This is a genomic window from Limnothrix sp. FACHB-881 (genome assembly GCF_014698135.1).
Taxonomy (GTDB): Bacteria; Cyanobacteriota; Cyanobacteriia; order CACIAM-69d; family CACIAM-69d; genus CACIAM-69d.
Window position 1 is genome coordinate 57,576 of record NZ_JACJSN010000008.1, and the last position, 19,601, is coordinate 77,176.

Below are 19,601 nucleotides of genomic sequence, written 5' to 3' on the forward strand. Positions count from 1 at the left end.
AATTGCAGTTGAGTCTGTGCCCCCGGTTGCGGACGCTTCGGATTGCTTAGGTTCGGATTCTTTGGATTCTTAGGTTTGGCAAATTATCTATGGAAAGTCTTGGCTATCCCCACTTGGCAGCGGCCTACCGGTCTGATTTCCTGGAACTCCCGTCCCTAGAAGCGGCCCTCAGTCGGGTGATCGCCTGGGAGCGGCTGTCGTCCCAAGGTTGGTTGCGCTTTTTGTCGCTGCTGTTGACCGTCAGCATTCTGGGTGCGGCGATCGGCCCAGCCCTGGCCGCTGAGCGTGCGGGTGAAACCCTCCGCAGTGGTGGCGGTGGCGGCGGCGTGGGCGACGGCCCCGCCTTCGTCAATCCCGATCGCCCCGTCACCAAGCCCCTGCCACCCATCACCGTTCGCCCTTGCCCCACCTTCAAAACCATCAGCAGCTACGTTTACCGCCCCCCTTATCTTCGCAATAGCGGCGGATGGGGCGCGGGAGCCGGCCCCTGCTATAGCTGTGTGGGCGGTCGCAACGTCAACACCAGTCGTTTGCAACAGCGGCTGAAAGACTTGGGCTATTTCCGCTTCCGGGTCACGGGGTATTACGGCCCGATCACCGAAGCGGCGGTCAAGCGATTCCAACGGGACTCTGGCTTAGTTCCTGACGGGGTAGCCGGGCCGCGCACCAAGGCGGCTCTGGGTCTGCTGGGCTAGGTTTGACGCGATCGCCCTAACCCAAATCCCGTTCCAGGGCGATCGCCCATTGGGCCGCGATATCAATTTGGGTGAAGGGAATCTTCATGGCTGGGCCGCTGTCCTTGCGCACCAGCTCCAAAATCACCTGCTTGGCTTGAGTGGGATATTTCTCGGGGTTGATCGCCTGGCCATCGGCCATGAGCACCACGCCCTGCACTTGCTCCAGGGAAAGCCGTTGCACCTCGATCGGCCCCTTGCGGTTGGGAATGCCCCAAACCAATTCACGACCCTTTTGGCCCAAGACGGCGTAAATGTCGTATTTGGCGCGATCGAACCCTTTTGCCCAAATTTTGTAAGCCTCTAGCCGTTGGTATTCATTCCAACCGGCATAGGCGAGACCAATAAACAGCCCCAGGAGGGGCAGCCACATCAAACCATGTTCCATAGGGCCGTTACGGGGGTGCGAATTGGATAATTTGGGAGATGATCTTGCTGATTTTACGGGTCTTGTGGATGTTGTGGATCGCCTAGGGTCGAGCACCTGATCATTGTGATCCAAGATTGCAACTCAAAATCCCGATCAAAATTTCAATTTACGCTTCCAAATTTCACTTGAATTAATTAATTGATTGATTATTAATTACAGCCTCTAACTTGCTTCAGATAAAGACTATCAATTGAGCGGTGCGGGGGACAGTAATGCTCGCATGACTCTAATTGCAATAAAAATCCCTTGAATGGTATTGCTATTGTGCAAATGTGAAAGAGCACCCAAAAACTAAGAGTAGACTACATTTTTTTGATAAAACTCTGCTCAAGAAAGTTGTCCCTTGCTCGAAGTGAAATATATAGTTACGCTGCCGATCAATAGGGCATCAGCCGAAAGTTACTGGTGCTTATTAACTAATTCCAAACTCGACAGATGGTGTTTTGTTGCGGAAAGCTGTGCAATCATTTCCGCGCGCGATGAAACTTTTAGCTTACGAAACATTCTCTTCAAAGCCTGCTTGACAGAATTTTCTGTAATCCAAAGTTCACTCCCAATCTGTGCATTGGTTCGTCCTAAAGCTACCAAATTGGCAATCTGCAACTCACGCGGCGTTAGTCGATTGCTACTGAATGATTGATGTTGAGGTTGCAAAGTTGTACTTCGTATGATTCGTACCCTTGCAGTCCAAGCAGATAAGTGCAAACAAATGGCACTCATATCAGCTAAGTCTTGAGTATCAAAAGCAGACATTGATCTTTCACGAGTACATCCCACGGAGCCGACTACTTGACCACGATCAATAATTGGTCCCGCCATCACATGCCAGTGATCTGACCGCGGACAGATTAATTTCCAAGTCTTAGGTATGGTTACTAACCCTTCATGAACGGGTGTATGACGTTCCGCGATGTAACGCGCCACAGGATTATGTTCAAGAGATAGGGCGACGTTCAGAATAGCTTGAAACTTTTGATCGGCTAAAAGCTGATCGAAGAAAAATATCCCAGAGCGCTTAGCAGCAAAATAATTCCCAATTTTTGGAGCAAGTTGTGATTGTAAGCTATCTTCATCCTTTGCTTTGTGAATCTCTTCAAATAAAAGCTTTAAGGAAATGGTCATGATGGTGAAAAGAGTACTCGATCGGGGACTATCCCAGTTTGGTTGCTGACTCTAGTATAGGAGAAAATTCAAGTGCAACCAAAGGAAATGAATTCATGACCGACCCACAAAAATGCATTATTGGTTTGGCATTTTATCCTGGCATGACATCGCTGGATATTCTTGGGCCACAACAAGTTCTTAGTGGGCTTCCTAATGTACAAATTCATCGAATATGGAAGACACTCGATCCCGTTGAAACTGATGACGGGATGATGGTTTTACCCGATACTACTTTTGAGAATTGTCCGCGCCTAGATGTTATTTGCATCGGTGGTGGTTTGGGAATGGCGGCGATAGAAGACGATCCAGAGATACTGGCGTTTTTACGAGCACAAGGCTGTACTGCCAAATTCATTACCTCTGTCTGCGGCGGATCGATACTTTTGGCGAAGGCAGGGTTGCTCGAAGGCTATCGGGCAGCAACTCACTGGGCAGCACGCGAACAACTCGCCCAGTTAGGTGTTGAGGTCAGTACTGAGCGGGTTGAGATTGATCGCAATCGCATTACGGGTGGAGGCGTGACGGCTGGAATCGATTTTGGCTTAATGATCGCTAGCATCCTTTATGGTGAGGAAATCGCCAAAATTATCCAACTATTGCTAGAGTACAATCCCGCTCCACCATTTAATACTGGTTCGCCTGAAAAAGCAGGGGCTGAGTTGGTCGATAAAGCACAGTTGTTTATGCAGGAGTTGTCGAATTTGGCACTGGCAAAATCAGTAACTCGTCACTCAACGAATTTGAGCTTTACCACCAATGTGACTGAATTACAGTAACCCGTTGCTCAACGAATTTGGGTCTCATCATCAATGTGACTGAATTACAGCCTTTACCTCAAATGATAGGTACGTCATGAGCCTGGGTGATGCAAGCACTGCAAGCCCTCACCGTACTTGTTAAGCGAGGCAAAGGCTTAACTCAATCATCAATCAATTGAATCCGACGCGAGCGTTAACCGATCGCCCACTTGCAACATCCTAGATTCTTTGTTGACAGAGGCAGAATTGGGGTCGATCGCCGGAACTTGGGTATTGATGGCCAAGCGGTAGAAGTGATTAAAACGCGATCGCTCGGCCCAAGGTGGCAGGGTGATTTGGCGCTGGGCCATGAAGGTTTTTTGAAATTGAGCCGTGGGTTCGCCGGTTTGGCTGTTTCGGGTGGGGACAATGCAGCGTTGACAGGGATTCGTGCCCAGAAATGGCACTGCGCCAATTTGAAACGGGATCCCGTTGCCAGCGGTGCTGTAGAGCTGTTCTTCCCAAAAAGGCTCCACCTCGTCAATTTCCAGGTTGGTTCGCAGCCGATCGCGCAGTTCCGCGACGGTCAAATCTGGAAACCAACTGGCCACCGTTGCGATCGATCCTGTGCTAATCAAGGTGGGGCCCCAAGCGGCCGGATCATCGGGAAAGCCGGCCTCGTGGTTGTGGGCAATGGTGACCGGTTGCTGAAAGTAGTCGCTGAACCAGGTGGCTAATGCTTCCCGATCGCGATCTAAATGGAAGGTGGCGGCGGCTTGAGAGCCTGCTTGTAAGCGCAGGGTGACGAGACGTTGGGCTAGGTCAAAGGTCGATCGAATGTGGTGAATGGCGGCGTTGCGCTTGCCGTTAATGAACTTGCCTTGGGCATCGAGCAGGGCAAATTCCCGATCGCCCACTAAGGATCCAGCCACCGTCAGGGCGACCCGATCGACCGCGACACCATCCAGGGACTTGATCGGAAACAGGGTGATGCGGGCCAGCCTCGGGTGGGTGGACATGGGGGAGTAGAGGGGTGATCGATGGGTCAACTGGCACTAGCTGGCCTGGGCAGACTGCTGATCGTAGCCGTAAAAATCGATCCGATAGTCAGCGATCTTGACCCCCGTTTGGGCCTCGATTTGGGCAATCAGCTCCGGTGGCAGGGTCACATGCACGTCAACAATTCGGCCGCTGTCTAGGCAGTTGATGTGGCTGTGGGGGTCGCTAATGTTGCCGTACAGACGACCATCAGCCCGATCGATACATTCCACAATGCCGTTACGGGCCAAGGCTTCCAGGTTTTGGTAAACCGAGGTGTGGCCAATGTCTTTGCCCCGCCGATTCAGTCGGTCATAAATTTCCCGTGCCGATAGGTGCTCCTGATCGTCCCATAGCAGTTCCAAGATGAAGCGGCGCTGGCGACTGACGCGCATTCCCAGGGTTTGGCAGCGTTCTAGGGCATCATCAAGCGATCGAATGGGTTTCACGGGCGGCTTCTCAGCAGAACGGGTTAGACAACTGGGTTTGAGGGCAGGTTCAGGGACGGGCGAGAGCGCGGACGGTCTCTTGACAGCGGCGGGCCGTTCGATGCCGGGGGTGGCTGTCAGGGGTGTAAACCGCTGGGAGATGGGCGATCGGGGCTGGCGTTGTTGCGAGCCTTTACCACATCAGGGGGCTATCTCATACCCGGACTGATTTGATTTTAGCGCACCTCTTGGAAACAAGGGTTTGGTGCGAATGGAATGCTCCCATGGACTGTCTGGGCGGTTCAGTTGATCGCGCTGCTGATTAAACCGCCCATTGAGCCAAATCACTGGTGGTTAAGACTCCAGGGCACTGCCTGCGGGGCCGATCGCCGCCACGGCCGTTTCCAGGGCGATCGCCGCGTGAGTCCAGTGGGTTCCCCCTTGGAAATAGGCCACATAGGGCGCGCGCAAGGGCCCATCGGCCGACAGCTCTGAGGTGCTGCCTTCAATGAAGGTGCCCCCAGCCATCACCACTTGATCTTCATAACCGGGCATCACGGCCGGCACGGGATCCACGTAGGAATCGATCGGGGAGGCCTGTTGCACTGCCCGGCAAAAGGCAATTACCTTTTCGGCACTGCCCAGCTTCAGGGCCTGGATGATGTCGCTTTGGGCTGCGTCCGGAGCTGGATTCACCGGATAGCCCAGGTTGGCAAACACCCGCGCTGCCAGGTAATTGCACTTGAGCGCTTCTCCCACCATTTGGGGAGCCAAGAACAAACCCTGATAGAGCAGTCGGTGTTGGTCGAAGGCCGCCCCGCCCTCGGAACCAATGCCGGGAGCCGTTAACCGACAGGCCGCTTGCTCCACAAGATCAGCCCGGCCGGCCACATAGCCGCCAGCGGTGACGATCGTGCCGCCGGGGTTTTTGATCAAGGAGCCGGCCATCAGGTCTGCGCCCACGGCGGTCGGTTCGTTGTCTTCCACAAATTCGCCGTAGCAGTTGTCCACAAAGCAAATCGTGTTCGGATTCTGGGCCTTCACGATCGCCACGATCCGGCCAATGTCAGCAACGGAGAGGCTGGGTCGCCAGTCATAGCCACAGGATCGCTGGATCGTGACCATCTTTGTTTCTGGACGGATTGCTTGGGCCAGGGCTTCCCAATCGATCGTCCCGGCCGGAGTCAAATCCAATTCCCGGTAGGTGATCCCAAAATCCATCAGGGATCCCTGACCGCTGCCCCGCTTGCCAATCACCTCTTCGAGGGTGTCGTAGGGTTTGCCGGCCACGGACAGCAGCTCATCGCCGGGCCGCAGCACTCCAAAGAGGGCACAGGCGATCGCGTGGGTTCCCGACACAATTTGCACTCGCACGATCGCGGCTTCGGCCTGGAGGGCCCGGGCCATGACTCGATCGAGCGTGTCCCGACCCAAATCATCGTGGCCATAGCCCGAAACCCCCGCAAAATGGTGGGCCCCCACTCGTTCCGCCCGAAACGCATCCAACACACGCTTCAGCTTGGCCTGCACCGCGCGATCGATTTGCCCGAATCGGGGCCCCAACTCCTCCACCGCTTGTTGCACCACCGCGGCCGCATCCACCGTGACACCGCCCTTGGTGGCCTGATCCATCTGAATCCCCATGACCGAACTAACCCCAAATGGCTTGAATTTTCGTAATTGCGCCCAAAAAATTGCCAAAATTAGGCAAGCTTTCCAAAATACCGCTCCGGTGCTCAATCGAGATCACCAACAACCCAAAATTGAGGGGCAAAGATGCACTGATCAAGGTCAAAACACGACCAATCTGAGCAGGTTGATCGCCCGTGATCCCCAATGTTTTCAGGGATTCCTGACTTAGACTGGCGTTGATCCCCGGCTCGATCGCGATCGAAAGGTTTCGCGATCCCAAAAATTCCCTAAACCCCCGATCGCGATCAAGCCGCCCCTCTGCGGCTGCTGCCGATTCCTAGATTTCGCAGCGCCAACCCACACCACCGCTGAATTTCGGTCAAAGCTGAATTTCGGTCAAACTGGATGCTCAGTCCATTGTGAAGAAATTCAAATAGGAAATGATACGCTGATTTAGCGCATCGATGACATAGGTAATTGAATGACTGCCGCAACGTCCGCACAGAACTTGCGCCCAGACTGGGGCGTAATTATCTTTATGACGGCGATGCACATCGCAGCCGTCGTGGCATTTCTGCCGCAAAACTTTAGCTGGGCAGCCGTTGGCCTGATGATCTTCCTCCACTGGGTGACGGGCGGCCTCGGAATTACCCTTGGGTGGCATCGCCTCGTCACCCACCGCAGTTTCGAGGTTCCCAAGTGGTTGGAGTACTTCTTCGTGTTCTGTGGAACGCTCTCCTGCCAAGGTGGCCCCATTTGGTGGGTTGGTTTGCACCGCCACCACCACCTGCATTCGGACACGGATCCGGATCATCATGATTCGACCAAGGGTTTCCTCTGGAGCCACATCGGTTGGATGATGTACGAAGTGCCCGCCGAAAGCGAAATTCCCCGCTTTACCAAGGATATCGGCGACGATCCTTTCTATAAATTTCTCGATCGTTACTTCCTGCTGCTGCAAATTCCCCTCGCCGCCATTCTGTACCTGATGGGTGGATGGTCGTTTGTGCTCTGGGGCATCTGCGTGCGGATGGTTTCCCTGTGGCATTGCACTTGGCTGGTGAACAGCGCCACCCACAAGTTTGGCTATCGCACCTTTGAAGACTCAGGCGATCGCTCCACCAACTGCTGGTGGGTTGCGCTCCTGACCTACGGCGAAGGCTGGCACAACAACCACCATGCCCATCAATACTCCGCTCGCCATGGTTTGGCTTGGTGGGAAATTGATGCCACTTGGATGACGATCCAACTGTTGCAGTTCTTAGGCTTGGCGAAGAACGTCAAGTTGGTGAAGGCGGAATCGTAACTTGGGGTGAGCGGCCGTTCAGCCCCGATCGCTTGACAACGGTTTGAGGAAAATTCTGATTCAATCCCAGCTTGGCCCCAAAAGCTTCAAAGCTTGATTCAAGAATTGTCTTTAGTCGTTTCAACTCAACGATCTTTAAAACCAGTTGATTAGCCCTCTTTCGCTGTACGGTTGAAAATCCCTACCATTCAATTGCAAATTGATCGACGGGTTGGTTTATTTCTGTCGAACTCAACCCGCGATTAAGCTTTCAGTCTTAAAGCAGTACCCATGGGAGTGCTGCTTTTTTGTTGCCCATGAATTGGGTTGACATGAATTGGGTTGATGGGTTGTTTTGTTCATGAGGCCACCCTCAAAGGAACTCAACCAGCCGCCATGAGATCGCCGGAGATTAATAGCCGCTGCCGGGCGCACCCGTGCCCCTATTTGATCCGCCTGTTCGCCAATTGGCAAAAAAATCCCGCCTCAAGGGCGGGATCTAATCTTTTGCGGATCTAATTTTGAGCGAAGATTAGATCCAGGTTTGAATGCGCGGCTACAACGATTCCCTGAACCATGCCCAGGACAAGGGTTGTGGGCGAGACTTAGTAGTCGAAGTCGCCGCCGCCCATGCCAGCGCCAGCGCCAGCCGCTTCCTTCGGTTCGGGCTTGTCAACCACAATGCACTCGGTGGTCAGCACCATCGCCGCGATCGAGGCAGCGTTTTGCAGGGCCGAGCGGGTCACCTTGGCGGGGTCAACGATCCCGGCTTCAAACATGTCTACGTATTCGCCGCTCGAAGCGTTGTAGCCCACGTTGAAGTCTTTTTCCATCACGCGCTCAGCGATCACCGCGCCGTTTTGACCGGCGTTTTCAGCAATCCGCTTCAGGGGAGCCGTCAGGGCACGAGCCACGATCAGTGCGCCGGTCAGCTCTTCATCCTTCAGATTGGCGTTTGCCCAATCGGTCAGACTAGGAGCCAAGTGTGCCAGGGTTGTACCACCACCGGGCACGATGCCTTCTTCAACGGCCGCTTTGGTGGCGTTGATCGCATCTTCCAGACGCAGCTTGCGATCCTTCATTTCGGTTTCGGTGGCCGCGCCAACCTTCACCACTGCCACACCGCCAGCCAGCTTGGCCAGACGCTCTTGCAGTTTTTCCTTGTCGTAGGAAGATTCAGTTTCTTCCATTTGACGGCGGATTTGCTCGCAACGGGCCTTCACTTCGGCTTCGTTGCCATCGGCCACGATCGTGGTGGTGTCCTTGGTGATCGTGATCCGGCGGGCTTGACCCAGTTGCTCCAGCTTGGTGCTGTCGATCTTCAAGCCAGCATCTTCGGTGATTAGTTGACCGCCGGTGAGGATGGCGATGTCTTCCAGCATGGCCTTGCGGCGATCGCCAAAGCCAGGAGCCTTCACAGCGGCCACGTTCAGCACGCCGCGCAGACGGTTCACCACCAAGGTGGCCAGGGCTTCCTTCTCGATGTCTTCAGCGATGATCAGCAGGGGCTTGCCAGCGCGAGCGGCTTGCTCCAGGATCGGCACCAGGTCTTGCACCAGGGTGATCTTCTTGTCGGTCAGCAGGATGAAGGGGTTATCCAGCACTGCTTCCATCCGCTCGGTGTCGGTGGCAAAGTAGGGCGAGATATAACCCTTGTCGAAGCGCATCCCTTCGGTGACTTCCAGCTCAGTCGTCATCGACTTGCCTTCTTCCAGGGAGATCACGCCTTCTTTGCCCACTTTGCTCATGGCATCGGCGATCATTTGGCCAACTTCTTCGTCGTTGCCGGCGGAGATGGCTGCCACTTGCGAGATGGCTTTGGAGTCGTTTTCGGGGACTTGGCGAGCGTGGGCCTTGATTTGATCCACCAGGTAAGCGACGGCCTTTTCAGTACCGCGCTTCAGGGTGATGGCGTTGGCACCAGCGGCCACGTTGCGCAGACCTTCTTTAACGATCGCGTGGGCCAACACGGTGGCGGTGGTGGTTCCGTCGCCCGCTGCGTCGTTGGTTTTGGAAGCGGCTTGGCGAATCAGGGCCACGCCGGTGTTTTCCACGTGATCTTCCAGTTCAATTTCTTTGGCGATCGTCACACCATCGTTGATGATTTGGGGTGCGCCAAATTTCTTTTCGAGCACGACGTTGCGGCCCTTGGGACCCAAGGTGACGGCCACGGCTTCCGCCAGGATGTCCATACCGCGCTCAAGGGCACGACGGGCGTTTTCGTTGTAGATAATCTTCTTAGCCATGATCTGCCTGTTGGAGATTAATGATGAGGAGTTTTGCGAAACCCAGGATTGGGCTGGTTAACCCGGTTGGGTCATTGATTTAACCGGGCGATCGAGCCGAGGAACCGTCAACCCTTGAAGAGCAGCCCTTAAAGAGCAGCGGTCGATCGGGACGGCTCGGGCCGTGGCTCAATTAGCCAACAACCGCCAGGATGTCTTTTTCAGAGAGCAGGACGTAATCTTCGCCGCCCAGCTTGATGTCCGTGCCAGCGTACTTGGAGTAGAGAACTTTGTTACCAGTGCTGACTTCGGGAGCTTGGCGGCTACCATCATCGTTGCGCTTGCCAGGGCCCACAGCGACGACTTCGCCAACTTGGGGCTTTTCTTTGGCGTTATCGGGCAGGAGAATACCGCCAGCGGTCTTTTCTTCAGCGGCGGCGACTTTGACCAATACGCGATCGCCCAAAGGAGTCACGGTCGATACGCTCAACGATACGGCTGCCATACAGAATCTGTCTCCAGAGGTTTGAAGTGAAAAGCTAGACCAATGGTGAAGCGGATAGGCGAAAGGCTGAAAACCCGTTGTTGTGCAGTGCTGACTGCGCGGTGCTGACAGGGTGTCTGTCGCAGCCTGACCAACGACTTTTAGCACTCTCTCCATCCGAGTGCTAATTTACTGGAGACCATGGGGCCTGACAACAGACCCCTCTGTACGGGTTCCCGAACTGGCAACCAGGGCGTAACTTGGAAAGATCCCGATCGCCCCGCCCGGCACGCCTCGCCAACCACCCTCAGCCCCACCGCATTGCCCCATGGCAACCCCATTGCATTCTTCCCTTGCGAACCCAGAGGCCGATCGACCCGATCCCGATCCCGATGCCTTAACCCCTTGCCCCGTCGAGGCCCAAACCAATTCCCCAACCGAGGAGGCTCGATCGCTCCTGCCCGTGGTGCGGACATTGGGAATCGATCGCATCGAACGCCACGTTTTCATTTGTGCCGACCAAACCAAACCCCTTTGCTGCCCCAAGGATGCCAGTTTGGAATCCTGGGACTATCTGAAGCGGCGATTGCGAGAATTGGGTCTTGACGGAACCGGCCCAGGCAACCCCTCCGGTTCAGAATTTTCCCCGTCCTCCGTGGTTTTTCGGACAAAAGCGAACTGTTTGCGGGTTTGCACGGAAGGGCCGATCCTGCTGGTTTATCCCGAAGGTGTGTGGTATCGACGCGCCACCCCAGCAGCGATTGAGCAGATCATTCAGGAACATCTCATGGGTGGACGTGTTGTACAGTCCTTGGCTTTCTTTGAGCGATCTTTGCCCCAAATGGCTCCCTGAGCGGCGGAACTGGGCAGCCGTTGCACTCGGGAATCAGGACTGCCTAGCGAAATTACTGGTAGCACTCAACACCAGCATTGCCCTAAACTAGGAGGCAGGTTAAAAAAATACCCATCAATCCTGTCCGTAGCTGGTTAACTTGCCCAGCCGTGGTTGGTTTTTCGGATTTCCTGCCCGTGGCCCAGCGACCACGACCCTAAGTTCATCCTAGTCGTATGATTGCGGCGCATTTCTGCGGCGGGTTGCGACAAAGTTTTGGTGAAATGTTGGTGAAATGGCAGTGAAGTGGTTGTGAACAATTGCGGTGAATTTAATTTCCCCCTTAAATTCCCGAACCGTAGGCTATGCAGTTCCTTGGGCTATGCAGCTCCTTGAGCAGCTCATTCCACGGGACTGAAATTAACCTGAGTGATTAAAAAGGTAGGCGATCGCACTCGATCGTGCTAACTTCCGCTCTTCCTAAAGATCTTTTCGCTTCCTATGAGAAGAAGCAATCTTGGTATTCAAAAACGAATCTTACTCATCGATGACGATCCAAATCTGATTTTGCTCGTCAAAGATTATTTGGAATTTCACGGATATGTGGTGATTCCGGCGAGCAACGGTCGCGAGGCCCTGGAACAGCTTGAGCAAGATTTGCCAGATATGATCATCTGTGATGTGATGATGCCGGAAATGGATGGCTACAGCCTGGTGAAATCCGTGCGTCAAGACCCACGAACAAACTGGATTCCGGTGCTGTTGCTGTCAGCAAAGGGCCAAAGCCAGGATCGAATTAAGGGGCTGACTACGGGGGCCGATATCTACATGACCAAGCCCTTTGAGCCGGAAGAATTGGTGGCCCAAGTCGAGTCTTCTTTGAAACAGGCTTCTCGGTTAATTCGTTACCAAGCGAAGGGAGATCGATCGCCCAAATTCAAAGTGCCAAAAGATGTGGAACTGACCCCCACGGAGTCGCGGGTGGTGCAGTTGGTGGCGCGGGGCATGGCGAATCGGGAAATTGCTGAATTGATGAGCGTCAGCCAACGCACGATCGAAAGTCACGTTAGCAATATGTTGGGCAAAACGGGACTCAGCAACCGCACAGAACTGGCACGCTGGGCGATCGAAACTCGAATGGCGTTATAACCAAAAACTTAAGGAAAACACTAAGCAAAAAAATAGATCAGCGATAGACAAAATGCTTAAGCAAAAACTAAGTGAACAGCTTAAGCAAACAACTCAAAAGCAAAACCTCAAACGAAAAATCAAACGAAACCTTAATAAAAAAGATGAGCGATCGCCTGAATTGGCTAATATCGCTCATCGCAATTGATATTGATTGAGTGGTGAGTGATGGTCTAGCTACAGCAATCTTGATTGATGGCGTTAGGCGGGCGATCAATCTGCAATGATCGAATAGTCGCCAGCCCGTTGGCCACCCGAAAAATCCTAGACCGCAGCCAGCTCGCGAGTGGCGGGGTTCTTGCTGTTGCGGATCCCTTCGATCGCGGTGGCATAATCCGGCGCGTTGAACACTGCCGAACCGGCCACGATCGCGTTTGCACCCGCTTCGAGCACTTGCCAGGTGTTGTCCACCTTCAGGCCGCCATCCACCTCAATCCAAGGATCGAGACCGCGCTCATCGCACATTTGACGCAGCTTGCGAATCTTCGGCAACACACCGGGGATGAACTTCTGGCCGCCAAAACCGGGGTTGACGCTCATGATCAACACCAGGTCGCACAGTTCCAGCGTGTATTCAATCAATTCCAGCGGGGTCGAAGGATTCAACACCACACCAGCCTTGGCACCGGCTTCCTTGATTTGGGCGAGGGTGCGGTGCAGGTGGGGCGAGGCGTTGTGCTCCGCGTGAACCGTGATGTGGTCAGCGCCGGCCTTGGCGAACGCATCCACATATTTTTCCGGCTCGACGATCATCAGGTGGACATCGAGGGGCTTTTGGGTGTGAGGACGCACGGCTTCAACGATCAGCGGGCCGATCGTGATGTTCGGCACGAAGCGACCATCCATGACATCAACGTGGATCCAATCAGCACCGGCAGCATCTACGGCCCGAATTTCTTCACCCAGGCGGCTGAAATCGGCGGATAGAATGGAAGGGGCGACGACGATGGGCTTTTGGCTCATGGTGGGTGCGTCCTCTGGGGGCGGGCAAGGGTAGAAATTGTATTTGTTTTAACAGAATATGAACAATATTTGTTAAAACTTGCAGGTTTTTCAGGGTTTCTTGACGAGCGATCGCGCTACAACCCAAACAGCATCCCCGATCTATCCACGATCAAGACAGGATCAGGATCTGTTCGCCCAAGATTCGTCCAAAATTCGCCCAAAATCTGTTCGTCGCCTTAATTGAGCCAGCAATTTGGTCAGCTTTCATCAGCTATCAGTGAGGAGTTATGGGTCGATCGCGCCATTTGTTTTCCCTCCGATTCGATCGCCTCGGCCAAGCCCTGATTCGGACTGGGCGCTTGGTGTTGTTAGGGGCGATCGGCTGCTCGATCGCCACGACCGCCAGCGCCACTTTGCCCGCCGTGCTGTTGCCGCTGTCCACGGGGCCCGATGGCATCGATTCCGATCGACTGCACCAATCGCCCTACAACATCACCGGCCGCAAAATTGGCATTGGCCAAGTGGAAATTGGTCGGCCCGGTCGTTTTGGCTACGACAAAGCGGTGGGGAACGCGGATGACTTTCGAACTGCGGGCCTGTTGGTTTTGGAGGAGCGGCCAGGGCCCGATGAATATGTGGACGGCCATGCCCACAGTGTGGCGGGGGTGATGATTGGGCGATCGGGGAAATTGGCGCGGGGCGTGGCTCCTGGGGCCATGCTCTATTCCGCAGCCACGGGCCCATCCGAAGGCAATGGCCAAATTGGGGAATGTTTAGCTAGCCAGTCCGTGGCCCTGCAAAACCATGGCGATGTGCGAGCCATTAACTTCAGCTTTGGCGAACCTCTCAGTCAGGATCAGCGACTGAACGCCATGTTGGATGGCAATTCCCTGCTCACCCTTTGTGTGGATTGGTCGGCGCGGGCCCATGACGTGCTGTATCTCATTGCGGGCAATCAGGGCGATGGGGGCATTTCAATTCCCACGGACACCTTTAACGGCATCAATGTGGCCTTTACCCGGCGGTTTCGGGGGCAGTTTTCCAAGTTGGATTTTGCCAACCTGGGGAACGTGGTCACGGGGGTTGGTCGGCATTTGGTGGGCTTCGAAAGCAATGCGGGGTTGCGGCGGTCGATCGGGCTGGTGGCTCCGGGGGCCGATGTGGGGCTGTATGAACTGAGCGGCCAGGTGATCTATGCCAGCGGCACGAGTTTTGCCACCCCCCATGTCACCGCCACCGTGGCCCTGCTTCAGGAATGGGCCGAGCGGCAAATTGCCGGAAAGCAAGCCCGTTGGAGCAAAGATGCCCGTCGCCACCAGGTGATGAAAGCGGTGCTGATGAATTCCGCAGACAAGGCCAAGGACGCGGGAGATGGCAACCGGTTGGGCATGACCCGGGATGTGTGGCGCGAAGACGAGAAAACCTGGCTCGATTCCGATGCCGCCAGCGATCCGACGATTCCGCTCGATGAACAAATTGGTGCGGGTCAACTGAACGCCTACCGGGCCTATCAACAGTTTGCACCGGGTCAATGGCAGCCGGGCGAGGCTGTGCCCTTGGTGGGCTGGGCGTTCCAGTCCTTGGCCCTGAAGGATGACCAACCGGCCGTTCACGACTACCCGATCGCCCAACCGCTCCAGGGCGGCAGCTTTGCGGCCTTGACCCTCACTTGGAGCCGCCATGTGGAATTGCTCGATCGCAACAACAACGGCCGGTTCGATCGGGGTGAAGGTTTTGTGAACAAAGGTCTGAGCGATTTTGATCTGTACCTGATTCCGGAAGGAGAAACCGTGGCCATCACCACTAACCCCTGTCGATCGATCAGCTCCGTGGACAGCGTGGAGCATGTGTTTTGTGAAGTGCCCAAAACCGGCCGCTACCGGGTGCGCGTGGCCCTGAAGGAGGCGGCTGTGGGTCAAAGTGATGAGTATGCCCTCGCTTGGTGGACGAAGGGAGCCAACTAGATGCACCAGCCGCCCGAGGATGTGCCGCCCCTGATCGATCGCACCAAGTTGGGGGTGCGCGATCGGGATCTCGACCCGATCGGCTCCCGGCTGCGGCTGTATCTCTACTACGCGCCGATCGCCGGTTGGTTGCCGGCCTTGCTGGCCCTGCGGCGATCGGGTTTGGATGAGCGGGAATTTGTGGCGGCCAAGCGATCGGTGCAGTTGGCGATCGGCTGGGCGATCGGCCTGGCCGTGGGCAGCACGGTCAGCGAACAGCTCGCTAACCCCAGCCTCAGTTTTTTGTTGCTGCAAAGCGCCTGGACAAGCACCTATTGCCTAATTTGTGTGGGGCTGATGGTGTCCGTGTGGCGGCGGCGCTCCTGGGCGATCGGGCCGGGCCGCGGGCGATCGGGCGATCGGCCGGATTCTGACTGAGATCGATTGGGTTGATGTGCAAAAAACGGTAGCCCAACTTCTGCCAACTTGACGATTTTTCGTACCTCTCAACCTGATGCAGCCACTTAAAGTTTAGGATGTTAATTAAGGTTCACAAAAACCGTATTGTGCGACCCCATAATGGGATAAGTATTGTTTTGCGCTATCCTAATCTCAGCCACTTGTAAGAACAAAGGCTCACTCAAGCAGCAGCCTTTGTTCTCGCCAGTATTCTCTGAATCTTTAAACCGATCTCAATTGGTTGGAAATCCCATGGCTCAACTGGATAGCAATCAGATCGCAGCTTGTCAGAATCTCCAGGAATCCGTTGAAGCCATTGTGCATCTGGTTGAGCAGGAGTCCACACTCCAAAATCAAGATATTACGTCAGTTCATACGTCTCTGCGTAAGGCGATCGCCCCGACCTTTGAAGTGGCCTTTGTGGGGGCTTTCAGCGCTGGCAAATCAATGCTAATTAATGCCCTATTGGGTCGGGAATTGCTCTATAGCGCTGAAGGCCATGCCACCGGAATTGAATGCTACATCGCCTATGCACCGAGCGATCGGGAACGGGTTGTATTGACCTTTGCTAGTGCGGCTGAAGTTCACGAAGAAGTGCAGGTCTTGTTGGAGCGGCTGGGGGTTTCTTCGGCAATTGATTTGAGCCGAGAAGAGACCGTTTCAACGATTCTCACCGCCTGCGAAAAAATGATCGAAAAAGAAGGCGGTGAGTCCAAATCTGAACGGGCTAAACAAGCAAAAGCCCTCAAGTTGCTCATCGAAGGCTGGTGGACTAATCGCGATCGCATCCATCCCACCAGTAATGCTACCTACTCAATGGAGCAATTTAATTTTACCAACCTCAAAGATGCAGCAGCCTATGCTCGCCGGGGCAGCAACAGCGCTGTGCTCAAACGGGTGGAATATTATTGCTGTCATCCGTTGTTGGAAGATGGCAACGTTCTGGTTGATTTGCCAGGAATTGATGCCCCGATCAAAAAGGATGCTGCCCTCACCTATAGCAAAATTAGCAATGAAGACACATCGGCTGTGGTGGCAGTGCTGAAACCAGCCGCAGCGGGTGACATGACGAAAGAGGAAACCGAACTCCTGGAAGCGATGCGCAGCAATTCGGGAATTCGCGATCGGGTCTTTTTCGTCTTCAATCGTATTGATGAAACTTGGTACAACGTTCAACTGCGGCAACGCCTAGAGTCCCTGATTGCCAGTCAGTTTCGAGATGGACAGCGACTCTATAAAACCAGTGGGCTGCTGGGGTTCTATGGCAGCCAGCTCCGAGAAACCAGCGCGGGCGATCGCTTCGGCCTCGACAGCATTTTTGCCAGCAGCATCAAAAGTGCAGAAATTGCCGAAGAAACACCGCAGTTTGTCTATGAATTCAATCGCTATTGCTCCAGTTCTGGCAAATTACCGGCCAATCGTTTTCGGATTTCGGTCAATAACTACGAAAGCCAAAACGAAAACTATGTTCGGATTTTGGGTGAATATGGTTCACCCCTGGTGGATCAACTGATTCATGACAGCGGTATTGAAGTGTTTCGAGAGGGCATCACGCGCTATTTAACGGAAGAAAAGCGGCCGCAACTTTTCTCGACTTTGGCCAATGATTTACAGCCCCTTTGCGTGGCCCTGCGTCGGTTGTATAGCGATCGCTACCGAGAACTCGATAGCCAGCCCACGGAACTCGAAGGCATTAAAAGCAATCGGCTCGATCGACTCAACACCGATCTGAAGCGCCTAGCCGAAAATTTTGCAGATCATTTAAAGCGTGAAGTTAACGAGATTGTCACCAATCAATGTGTCAGCTTTGAAGACGATTTCCGCAATTTACAAGTGCGAATGCAAGGACGGATGGGCGAGCTGCTGAATGGATTTTCCGTTAAGCAAGCTTACCAGCGAGCTACGTTGGCTCATCCACGCAATTCCACCGCTCCTTTGTTGGCAATTTTGGTTGAGGCATTCTATTACTTAGCCAATGAATTGGAAGAAGTGCTAACTGCGGAAATTGAGCGGGTGATTCGGCGGCTCTTTTCATTGTTGATGGATCGAATTCGCCATCAAGATTATTATCGGGAGCTATGCCGGTTAGTGGGAGATGATGCGGGGCTAGAAGATCGATTGAAGGCGATCGAACAATCCGTGCAATTAGCCCTCCGCAGCGAGGCGAGCACTGAGTGCGATCGCTACGTGCGTGAAAGTCCCGATTTCTATCAAGAAGGCTCGGTTTCGCTCTATCAGTTTCGGGAAGTGTTGCGCCAAACTTCTGTGGGCTATGACTTTTTGCCGATGGTGGAAGCAGAACCCGCCATTCGCCAATTGTTAGAACTCGACTTCTCCCCCAAGGTCAAACGCACCGTGACAAGCACCTTTCGCCAAGCGGTGAGCCAAACTCTGAAGTCGCAACTGTTGCCCGTGGCGGTGGAATACGAAGAAGTGATTTTGCAGCAATACACGATCGCCCGTAACCATTTGGAGAAAACGATCGAGAAGGAAGCCCAAGAACAACTGGAGCAACTGGCTGAACAAAAGTCTGCTTTGCAGGAGCAAATTGCGACTTATAACCAGGCAGTGGAGGCGATCGATGCTTGTTTGCAATCTATGGGGTGCGATCGCTACCAACTCCCGATCGTTGAGCTAGTGACCTAACCCCAACCGTGTTTGGCAGCAAGGGGCTTGAGCATCTTGTCTAGGGACAGAAACCAAGATTTTTGAGGCATTTGCGAATGACTGAGCCAATTGTTTATCGTCTTGATGCTGAGGATGTCATTCGATCGGATGATGGAAACTTGCCCTTTGTGGAAATTTCGACTTGCTTGGCTACGGATATGACTGCCAACTTGGAAGAAACCTACGATGAGGACTTAGAAAAGGCTGCTTTTTCGGATGGTTTTCCCTGTAGGGTTTTGCGTCCTGGTCAAAAACAATGGCTGTCAGGGAAGGTGCGTTTCTTTCTGGAAATTGAGCTTGATCCAGATCAAGAAGAAGAGATTACTAACCCCGAAGGATCCAACTCGACGTTGGATGAGCTACGTAAGCTGGCTGGGGAATAGGGTAGAAGTAGCCTGTAGGGTGGGCATTGCCCACCTATAGACCGTGCCGAAGAAATCTGGTCATGTTTTGGGAACAAGCAATTATTGAGGATAAATGTTGTCTTTGTTAAATAATAGTGGTGGGCATTGCCCACCCTACCAGCTACTTGACGTTGGCTGAGCTACGTAAGCTGGCTGGGGAATAGGGTAGAAGTAGAACTGTAATCTTCAAGAGGTTATTCATCATGGATTTTTCTAAAATGCAAGAACTTTTGCCCAACGAAGTGGTCACGATGGAGTATGGCTACTATATCAATAATCGTCCCACTAGCCAGATCTCAGAAATTCAAAAAATTATCAATGATCGCCTTGGTGGGGATCTTAGAGTTTTGTTCTCAGAAGAAGGACTGAAATGCCAAGTTTTAAGACTAGGCGCACCAAAATGGAAATCTGGACGACTGCGGCTAACATTGCTTTTTGAGCCAGATGAACCAGACGAAGTAGAGTCCTTGACTGGCAACCCTGATCAGCCCCTAGATGAAATTCGTAGATTGGCTGATGGATAAAGTTGATCTGGAGTCTTATCCTTAGTCAGGTCTTTTTAAAACCATGCCCCAGGAATTTACATCTCTCAAACCACATGAAGTGATCTCATGCGAAATGAAATATCAGATTGGCTTAAAAACTCCAACTTCCACGGTTGAAGAATTTCTACAGGCTATTGCCAATGCGCTGCAACACTATTCCGGCTATAACATATCCACCATTGAGTGGAATTCAAACCGTCGTTTATGGTTTTCTATAGAAGGGATTAAGGGAGAAGCTTTAAGGTTTGGAGCAAAGGGTTGGCAGTCGGGGCGGTTGAGATTGTCGATCGAGTTTTGTCCTGATGAACCGGAGCCAGAACCAGAACCAGAAACGCCAGAATTGCCCTTATTAGAAGCCAGCATTGAACCGGCTGATTCTCCGTTAGATGAAATTCGGCGATTGGCAGAGGAATAGCAATGGCCAAAACACCTCGCACTAAAATTGACTCGTAGTGTGACAG

Annotated in this window: 20 protein-coding genes; 11 read left to right on the forward strand and 9 right to left on the reverse strand. The window is 53.5% G+C overall.

The window, feature by feature from the left end:
• Positions 1–89: 89 nt before the first annotated feature.
• Positions 90–695, forward strand: coding sequence for a peptidoglycan-binding protein (locus H6G52_RS09490; protein ID WP_190527939.1), 606 nt, complete (start codon positions 90–92; stop codon positions 693–695).
• Positions 696–711: 16 nt separating this feature from the next.
• On the opposite strand, the gene H6G52_RS09495 is transcribed toward H6G52_RS09490, so the two are convergent.
• Both H6G52_RS09495 and H6G52_RS09500 read right to left on the reverse strand, forming a co-directional pair.
• Positions 712–1,122 (reverse strand): hypothetical protein, encoded by a 411-nt coding sequence (locus H6G52_RS09495; protein WP_099533734.1) that lies wholly within the window; start codon positions 1,120–1,122, stop codon positions 712–714.
• Positions 1,123–1,563: 441 nt separating this feature from the next.
• Positions 1,564–2,286 (reverse strand): LuxR C-terminal-related transcriptional regulator, encoded by a 723-nt coding sequence (locus tag H6G52_RS09500; RefSeq protein ID WP_190527941.1) that lies wholly within the window; start codon positions 2,284–2,286, stop codon positions 1,564–1,566.
• 95 nt (positions 2,287–2,381) lie between these two features.
• Here H6G52_RS09500 and H6G52_RS09505 point away from each other — a divergent pair, with 95 nt between their 5' ends.
• Positions 2,382–3,104, forward strand: a complete 723-nt coding sequence (locus H6G52_RS09505; protein ID WP_190527943.1) for a DJ-1/PfpI family protein — start codon at positions 2,382–2,384, stop codon at positions 3,102–3,104.
• A 149-nt stretch (positions 3,105–3,253) separates the two neighbouring features.
• On the opposite strand, the gene H6G52_RS09510 is transcribed toward H6G52_RS09505, so the two are convergent.
• The 4 genes from H6G52_RS09510 to H6G52_RS09525 all read right to left on the reverse strand — a co-directional run bounded on the left by H6G52_RS09510 (position 3,254) and on the right by H6G52_RS09525 (position 6,443).
• Positions 3,254–4,084 (reverse strand): MOSC domain-containing protein, encoded by an 831-nt coding sequence (locus H6G52_RS09510; protein ID WP_190527945.1) that lies wholly within the window; start codon positions 4,082–4,084, stop codon positions 3,254–3,256.
• A gap of 36 nt (positions 4,085–4,120) precedes the next feature.
• The gene (locus H6G52_RS09515; protein ID WP_347278305.1) at positions 4,121–4,552 is read right to left on the reverse strand and encodes a Fur family transcriptional regulator; all 432 of its coding nucleotides are present in this window, start codon (positions 4,550–4,552) and stop codon (positions 4,121–4,123) included.
• 333 nt (positions 4,553–4,885) lie between these two features.
• Positions 4,886–6,133 (reverse strand): methionine gamma-lyase family protein, encoded by a 1,248-nt coding sequence (locus tag H6G52_RS09520; protein ID WP_190354682.1) that lies wholly within the window; start codon positions 6,131–6,133, stop codon positions 4,886–4,888.
• 49 nt (positions 6,134–6,182) lie between these two features.
• On the reverse strand, positions 6,183–6,443 hold the full coding sequence (locus tag H6G52_RS09525) for a hypothetical protein (protein WP_190527947.1): 261 nt from the start codon (positions 6,441–6,443) through the stop codon (positions 6,183–6,185).
• A gap of 201 nt (positions 6,444–6,644) precedes the next feature.
• On the opposite strand from H6G52_RS09525, the gene H6G52_RS09530 reads away from it, so the two are divergent.
• Entirely contained in the window at positions 6,645–7,469 is an 825-nt protein-coding gene (locus H6G52_RS09530; protein ID WP_099533726.1) for an acyl-CoA desaturase, read from the forward strand.
• A 584-nt stretch (positions 7,470–8,053) separates the two neighbouring features.
• Here the strand turns inward: H6G52_RS09530 and groL are convergent.
• The gene (groL, locus tag H6G52_RS09535; protein ID WP_099533724.1) at positions 8,054–9,694 is read right to left on the reverse strand and encodes a chaperonin GroEL; all 1,641 of its coding nucleotides are present in this window, start codon (positions 9,692–9,694) and stop codon (positions 8,054–8,056) included.
• 172 nt (positions 9,695–9,866) lie between these two features.
• The gene (groES, locus tag H6G52_RS09540; protein ID WP_099533722.1) at positions 9,867–10,178 is read right to left on the reverse strand and encodes a co-chaperone GroES; all 312 of its coding nucleotides are present in this window, start codon (positions 10,176–10,178) and stop codon (positions 9,867–9,869) included.
• Positions 10,179–10,485: 307 nt separating this feature from the next.
• Here groES and H6G52_RS09545 point away from each other — a divergent pair, with 307 nt between their 5' ends.
• Positions 10,486–11,010 (forward strand): ferredoxin, encoded by a 525-nt coding sequence (locus H6G52_RS09545; protein WP_370567691.1) that lies wholly within the window; start codon positions 10,486–10,488, stop codon positions 11,008–11,010.
• Positions 11,011–11,490: 480 nt separating this feature from the next.
• Complete coding sequence (locus H6G52_RS09550; protein ID WP_099533721.1) at positions 11,491–12,138, forward strand: response regulator transcription factor; 648 nt, start codon at positions 11,491–11,493, stop codon at positions 12,136–12,138.
• A gap of 303 nt (positions 12,139–12,441) precedes the next feature.
• Here H6G52_RS09550 and rpe read toward each other — a convergent pair whose 3' ends face one another.
• Positions 12,442–13,140, reverse strand: a complete 699-nt coding sequence (gene rpe / locus H6G52_RS09555; protein ID WP_099533719.1) for a ribulose-phosphate 3-epimerase — start codon at positions 13,138–13,140, stop codon at positions 12,442–12,444.
• A 269-nt stretch (positions 13,141–13,409) separates the two neighbouring features.
• On the opposite strand from rpe, the gene H6G52_RS09560 reads away from it, so the two are divergent.
• The 6 genes from H6G52_RS09560 to H6G52_RS09585 all read left to right on the forward strand — a co-directional run bounded on the left by H6G52_RS09560 (position 13,410) and on the right by H6G52_RS09585 (position 19,555).
• On the forward strand, positions 13,410–15,086 hold the full coding sequence (locus tag H6G52_RS09560; RefSeq protein ID WP_190527949.1) for a S8 family serine peptidase: 1,677 nt from the start codon (positions 13,410–13,412) through the stop codon (positions 15,084–15,086).
• Positions 15,087–15,503, forward strand: a complete 417-nt coding sequence (locus H6G52_RS09565) for a hypothetical protein (protein ID WP_190527951.1) — start codon at positions 15,087–15,089, stop codon at positions 15,501–15,503. It begins immediately after the preceding gene.
• Positions 15,504–15,776: 273 nt separating this feature from the next.
• Positions 15,777–18,170 carry a dynamin-like GTPase family protein gene (locus H6G52_RS09570; protein ID WP_190527953.1) on the forward strand — a complete coding sequence of 798 codons (2,394 nt, stop codon included), beginning with the start codon at positions 15,777–15,779 and terminating at the stop codon, positions 18,168–18,170.
• A gap of 77 nt (positions 18,171–18,247) precedes the next feature.
• On the forward strand, positions 18,248–18,574 hold the full coding sequence (locus tag H6G52_RS09575; protein WP_099533710.1) for a KGK domain-containing protein: 327 nt from the start codon (positions 18,248–18,250) through the stop codon (positions 18,572–18,574).
• 224 nt (positions 18,575–18,798) lie between these two features.
• A complete protein-coding gene (locus H6G52_RS09580) occupies positions 18,799–19,119 on the forward strand; it encodes a KGK domain-containing protein (protein ID WP_190527955.1) in 321 nt (106 codons plus the stop codon).
• A 43-nt stretch (positions 19,120–19,162) separates the two neighbouring features.
• Complete coding sequence (locus tag H6G52_RS09585; protein WP_190527956.1) at positions 19,163–19,555, forward strand: KGK domain-containing protein; 393 nt, start codon at positions 19,163–19,165, stop codon at positions 19,553–19,555.
• Positions 19,556–19,601 lie beyond the last annotated feature (46 nt).

What these genes read in the sequence shown, in the direction of transcription:
- H6G52_RS09505 (WP_190527943.1), top strand. Translation starts at nt 2,382, where the DNA reads ATGACCGACCCACAAAAATGCATTATTGGTTTGGCATTTTATCCTGGC.
- groL (WP_099533724.1), bottom strand. Translation starts at nt 9,694, where the DNA reads ATGGCTAAGAAGATTATCTACAACGAAAACGCCCGTCGTGCCCTTGAG.
- H6G52_RS09575 (WP_099533710.1), top strand. Translation starts at nt 18,248, where the DNA reads ATGACTGAGCCAATTGTTTATCGTCTTGATGCTGAGGATGTCATTCGA.
- H6G52_RS09510 (WP_190527945.1), bottom strand. Translation starts at nt 4,084, where the DNA reads ATGTCCACCCACCCGAGGCTGGCCCGCATCACCCTGTTTCCGATCAAG.
- H6G52_RS09545 (WP_370567691.1), top strand. Translation starts at nt 10,486, where the DNA reads ATGGCAACCCCATTGCATTCTTCCCTTGCGAACCCAGAGGCCGATCGA.
- H6G52_RS09580 (WP_190527955.1), top strand. Translation starts at nt 18,799, where the DNA reads ATGGATTTTTCTAAAATGCAAGAACTTTTGCCCAACGAAGTGGTCACG.
- H6G52_RS09500 (WP_190527941.1), bottom strand. Translation starts at nt 2,286, where the DNA reads ATGACCATTTCCTTAAAGCTTTTATTTGAAGAGATTCACAAAGCAAAG.
- H6G52_RS09565 (WP_190527951.1), top strand. Translation starts at nt 15,087, where the DNA reads ATGCACCAGCCGCCCGAGGATGTGCCGCCCCTGATCGATCGCACCAAG.
- H6G52_RS09530 (WP_099533726.1), top strand. Translation starts at nt 6,645, where the DNA reads ATGACTGCCGCAACGTCCGCACAGAACTTGCGCCCAGACTGGGGCGTA.
- H6G52_RS09495 (WP_099533734.1), bottom strand. Translation starts at nt 1,122, where the DNA reads ATGGAACATGGTTTGATGTGGCTGCCCCTCCTGGGGCTGTTTATTGGT.
- H6G52_RS09490 (WP_190527939.1), top strand. Translation starts at nt 90, where the DNA reads ATGGAAAGTCTTGGCTATCCCCACTTGGCAGCGGCCTACCGGTCTGAT.
- H6G52_RS09570 (WP_190527953.1), top strand. Translation starts at nt 15,777, where the DNA reads ATGGCTCAACTGGATAGCAATCAGATCGCAGCTTGTCAGAATCTCCAG.
- H6G52_RS09550 (WP_099533721.1), top strand. Translation starts at nt 11,491, where the DNA reads ATGAGAAGAAGCAATCTTGGTATTCAAAAACGAATCTTACTCATCGAT.
- H6G52_RS09585 (WP_190527956.1), top strand. Translation starts at nt 19,163, where the DNA reads ATGCCCCAGGAATTTACATCTCTCAAACCACATGAAGTGATCTCATGC.
- rpe (WP_099533719.1), bottom strand. Translation starts at nt 13,140, where the DNA reads ATGAGCCAAAAGCCCATCGTCGTCGCCCCTTCCATTCTATCCGCCGAT.
- groES (WP_099533722.1), bottom strand. Translation starts at nt 10,178, where the DNA reads ATGGCAGCCGTATCGTTGAGCGTATCGACCGTGACTCCTTTGGGCGAT.
- H6G52_RS09560 (WP_190527949.1), top strand. Translation starts at nt 13,410, where the DNA reads ATGGGTCGATCGCGCCATTTGTTTTCCCTCCGATTCGATCGCCTCGGC.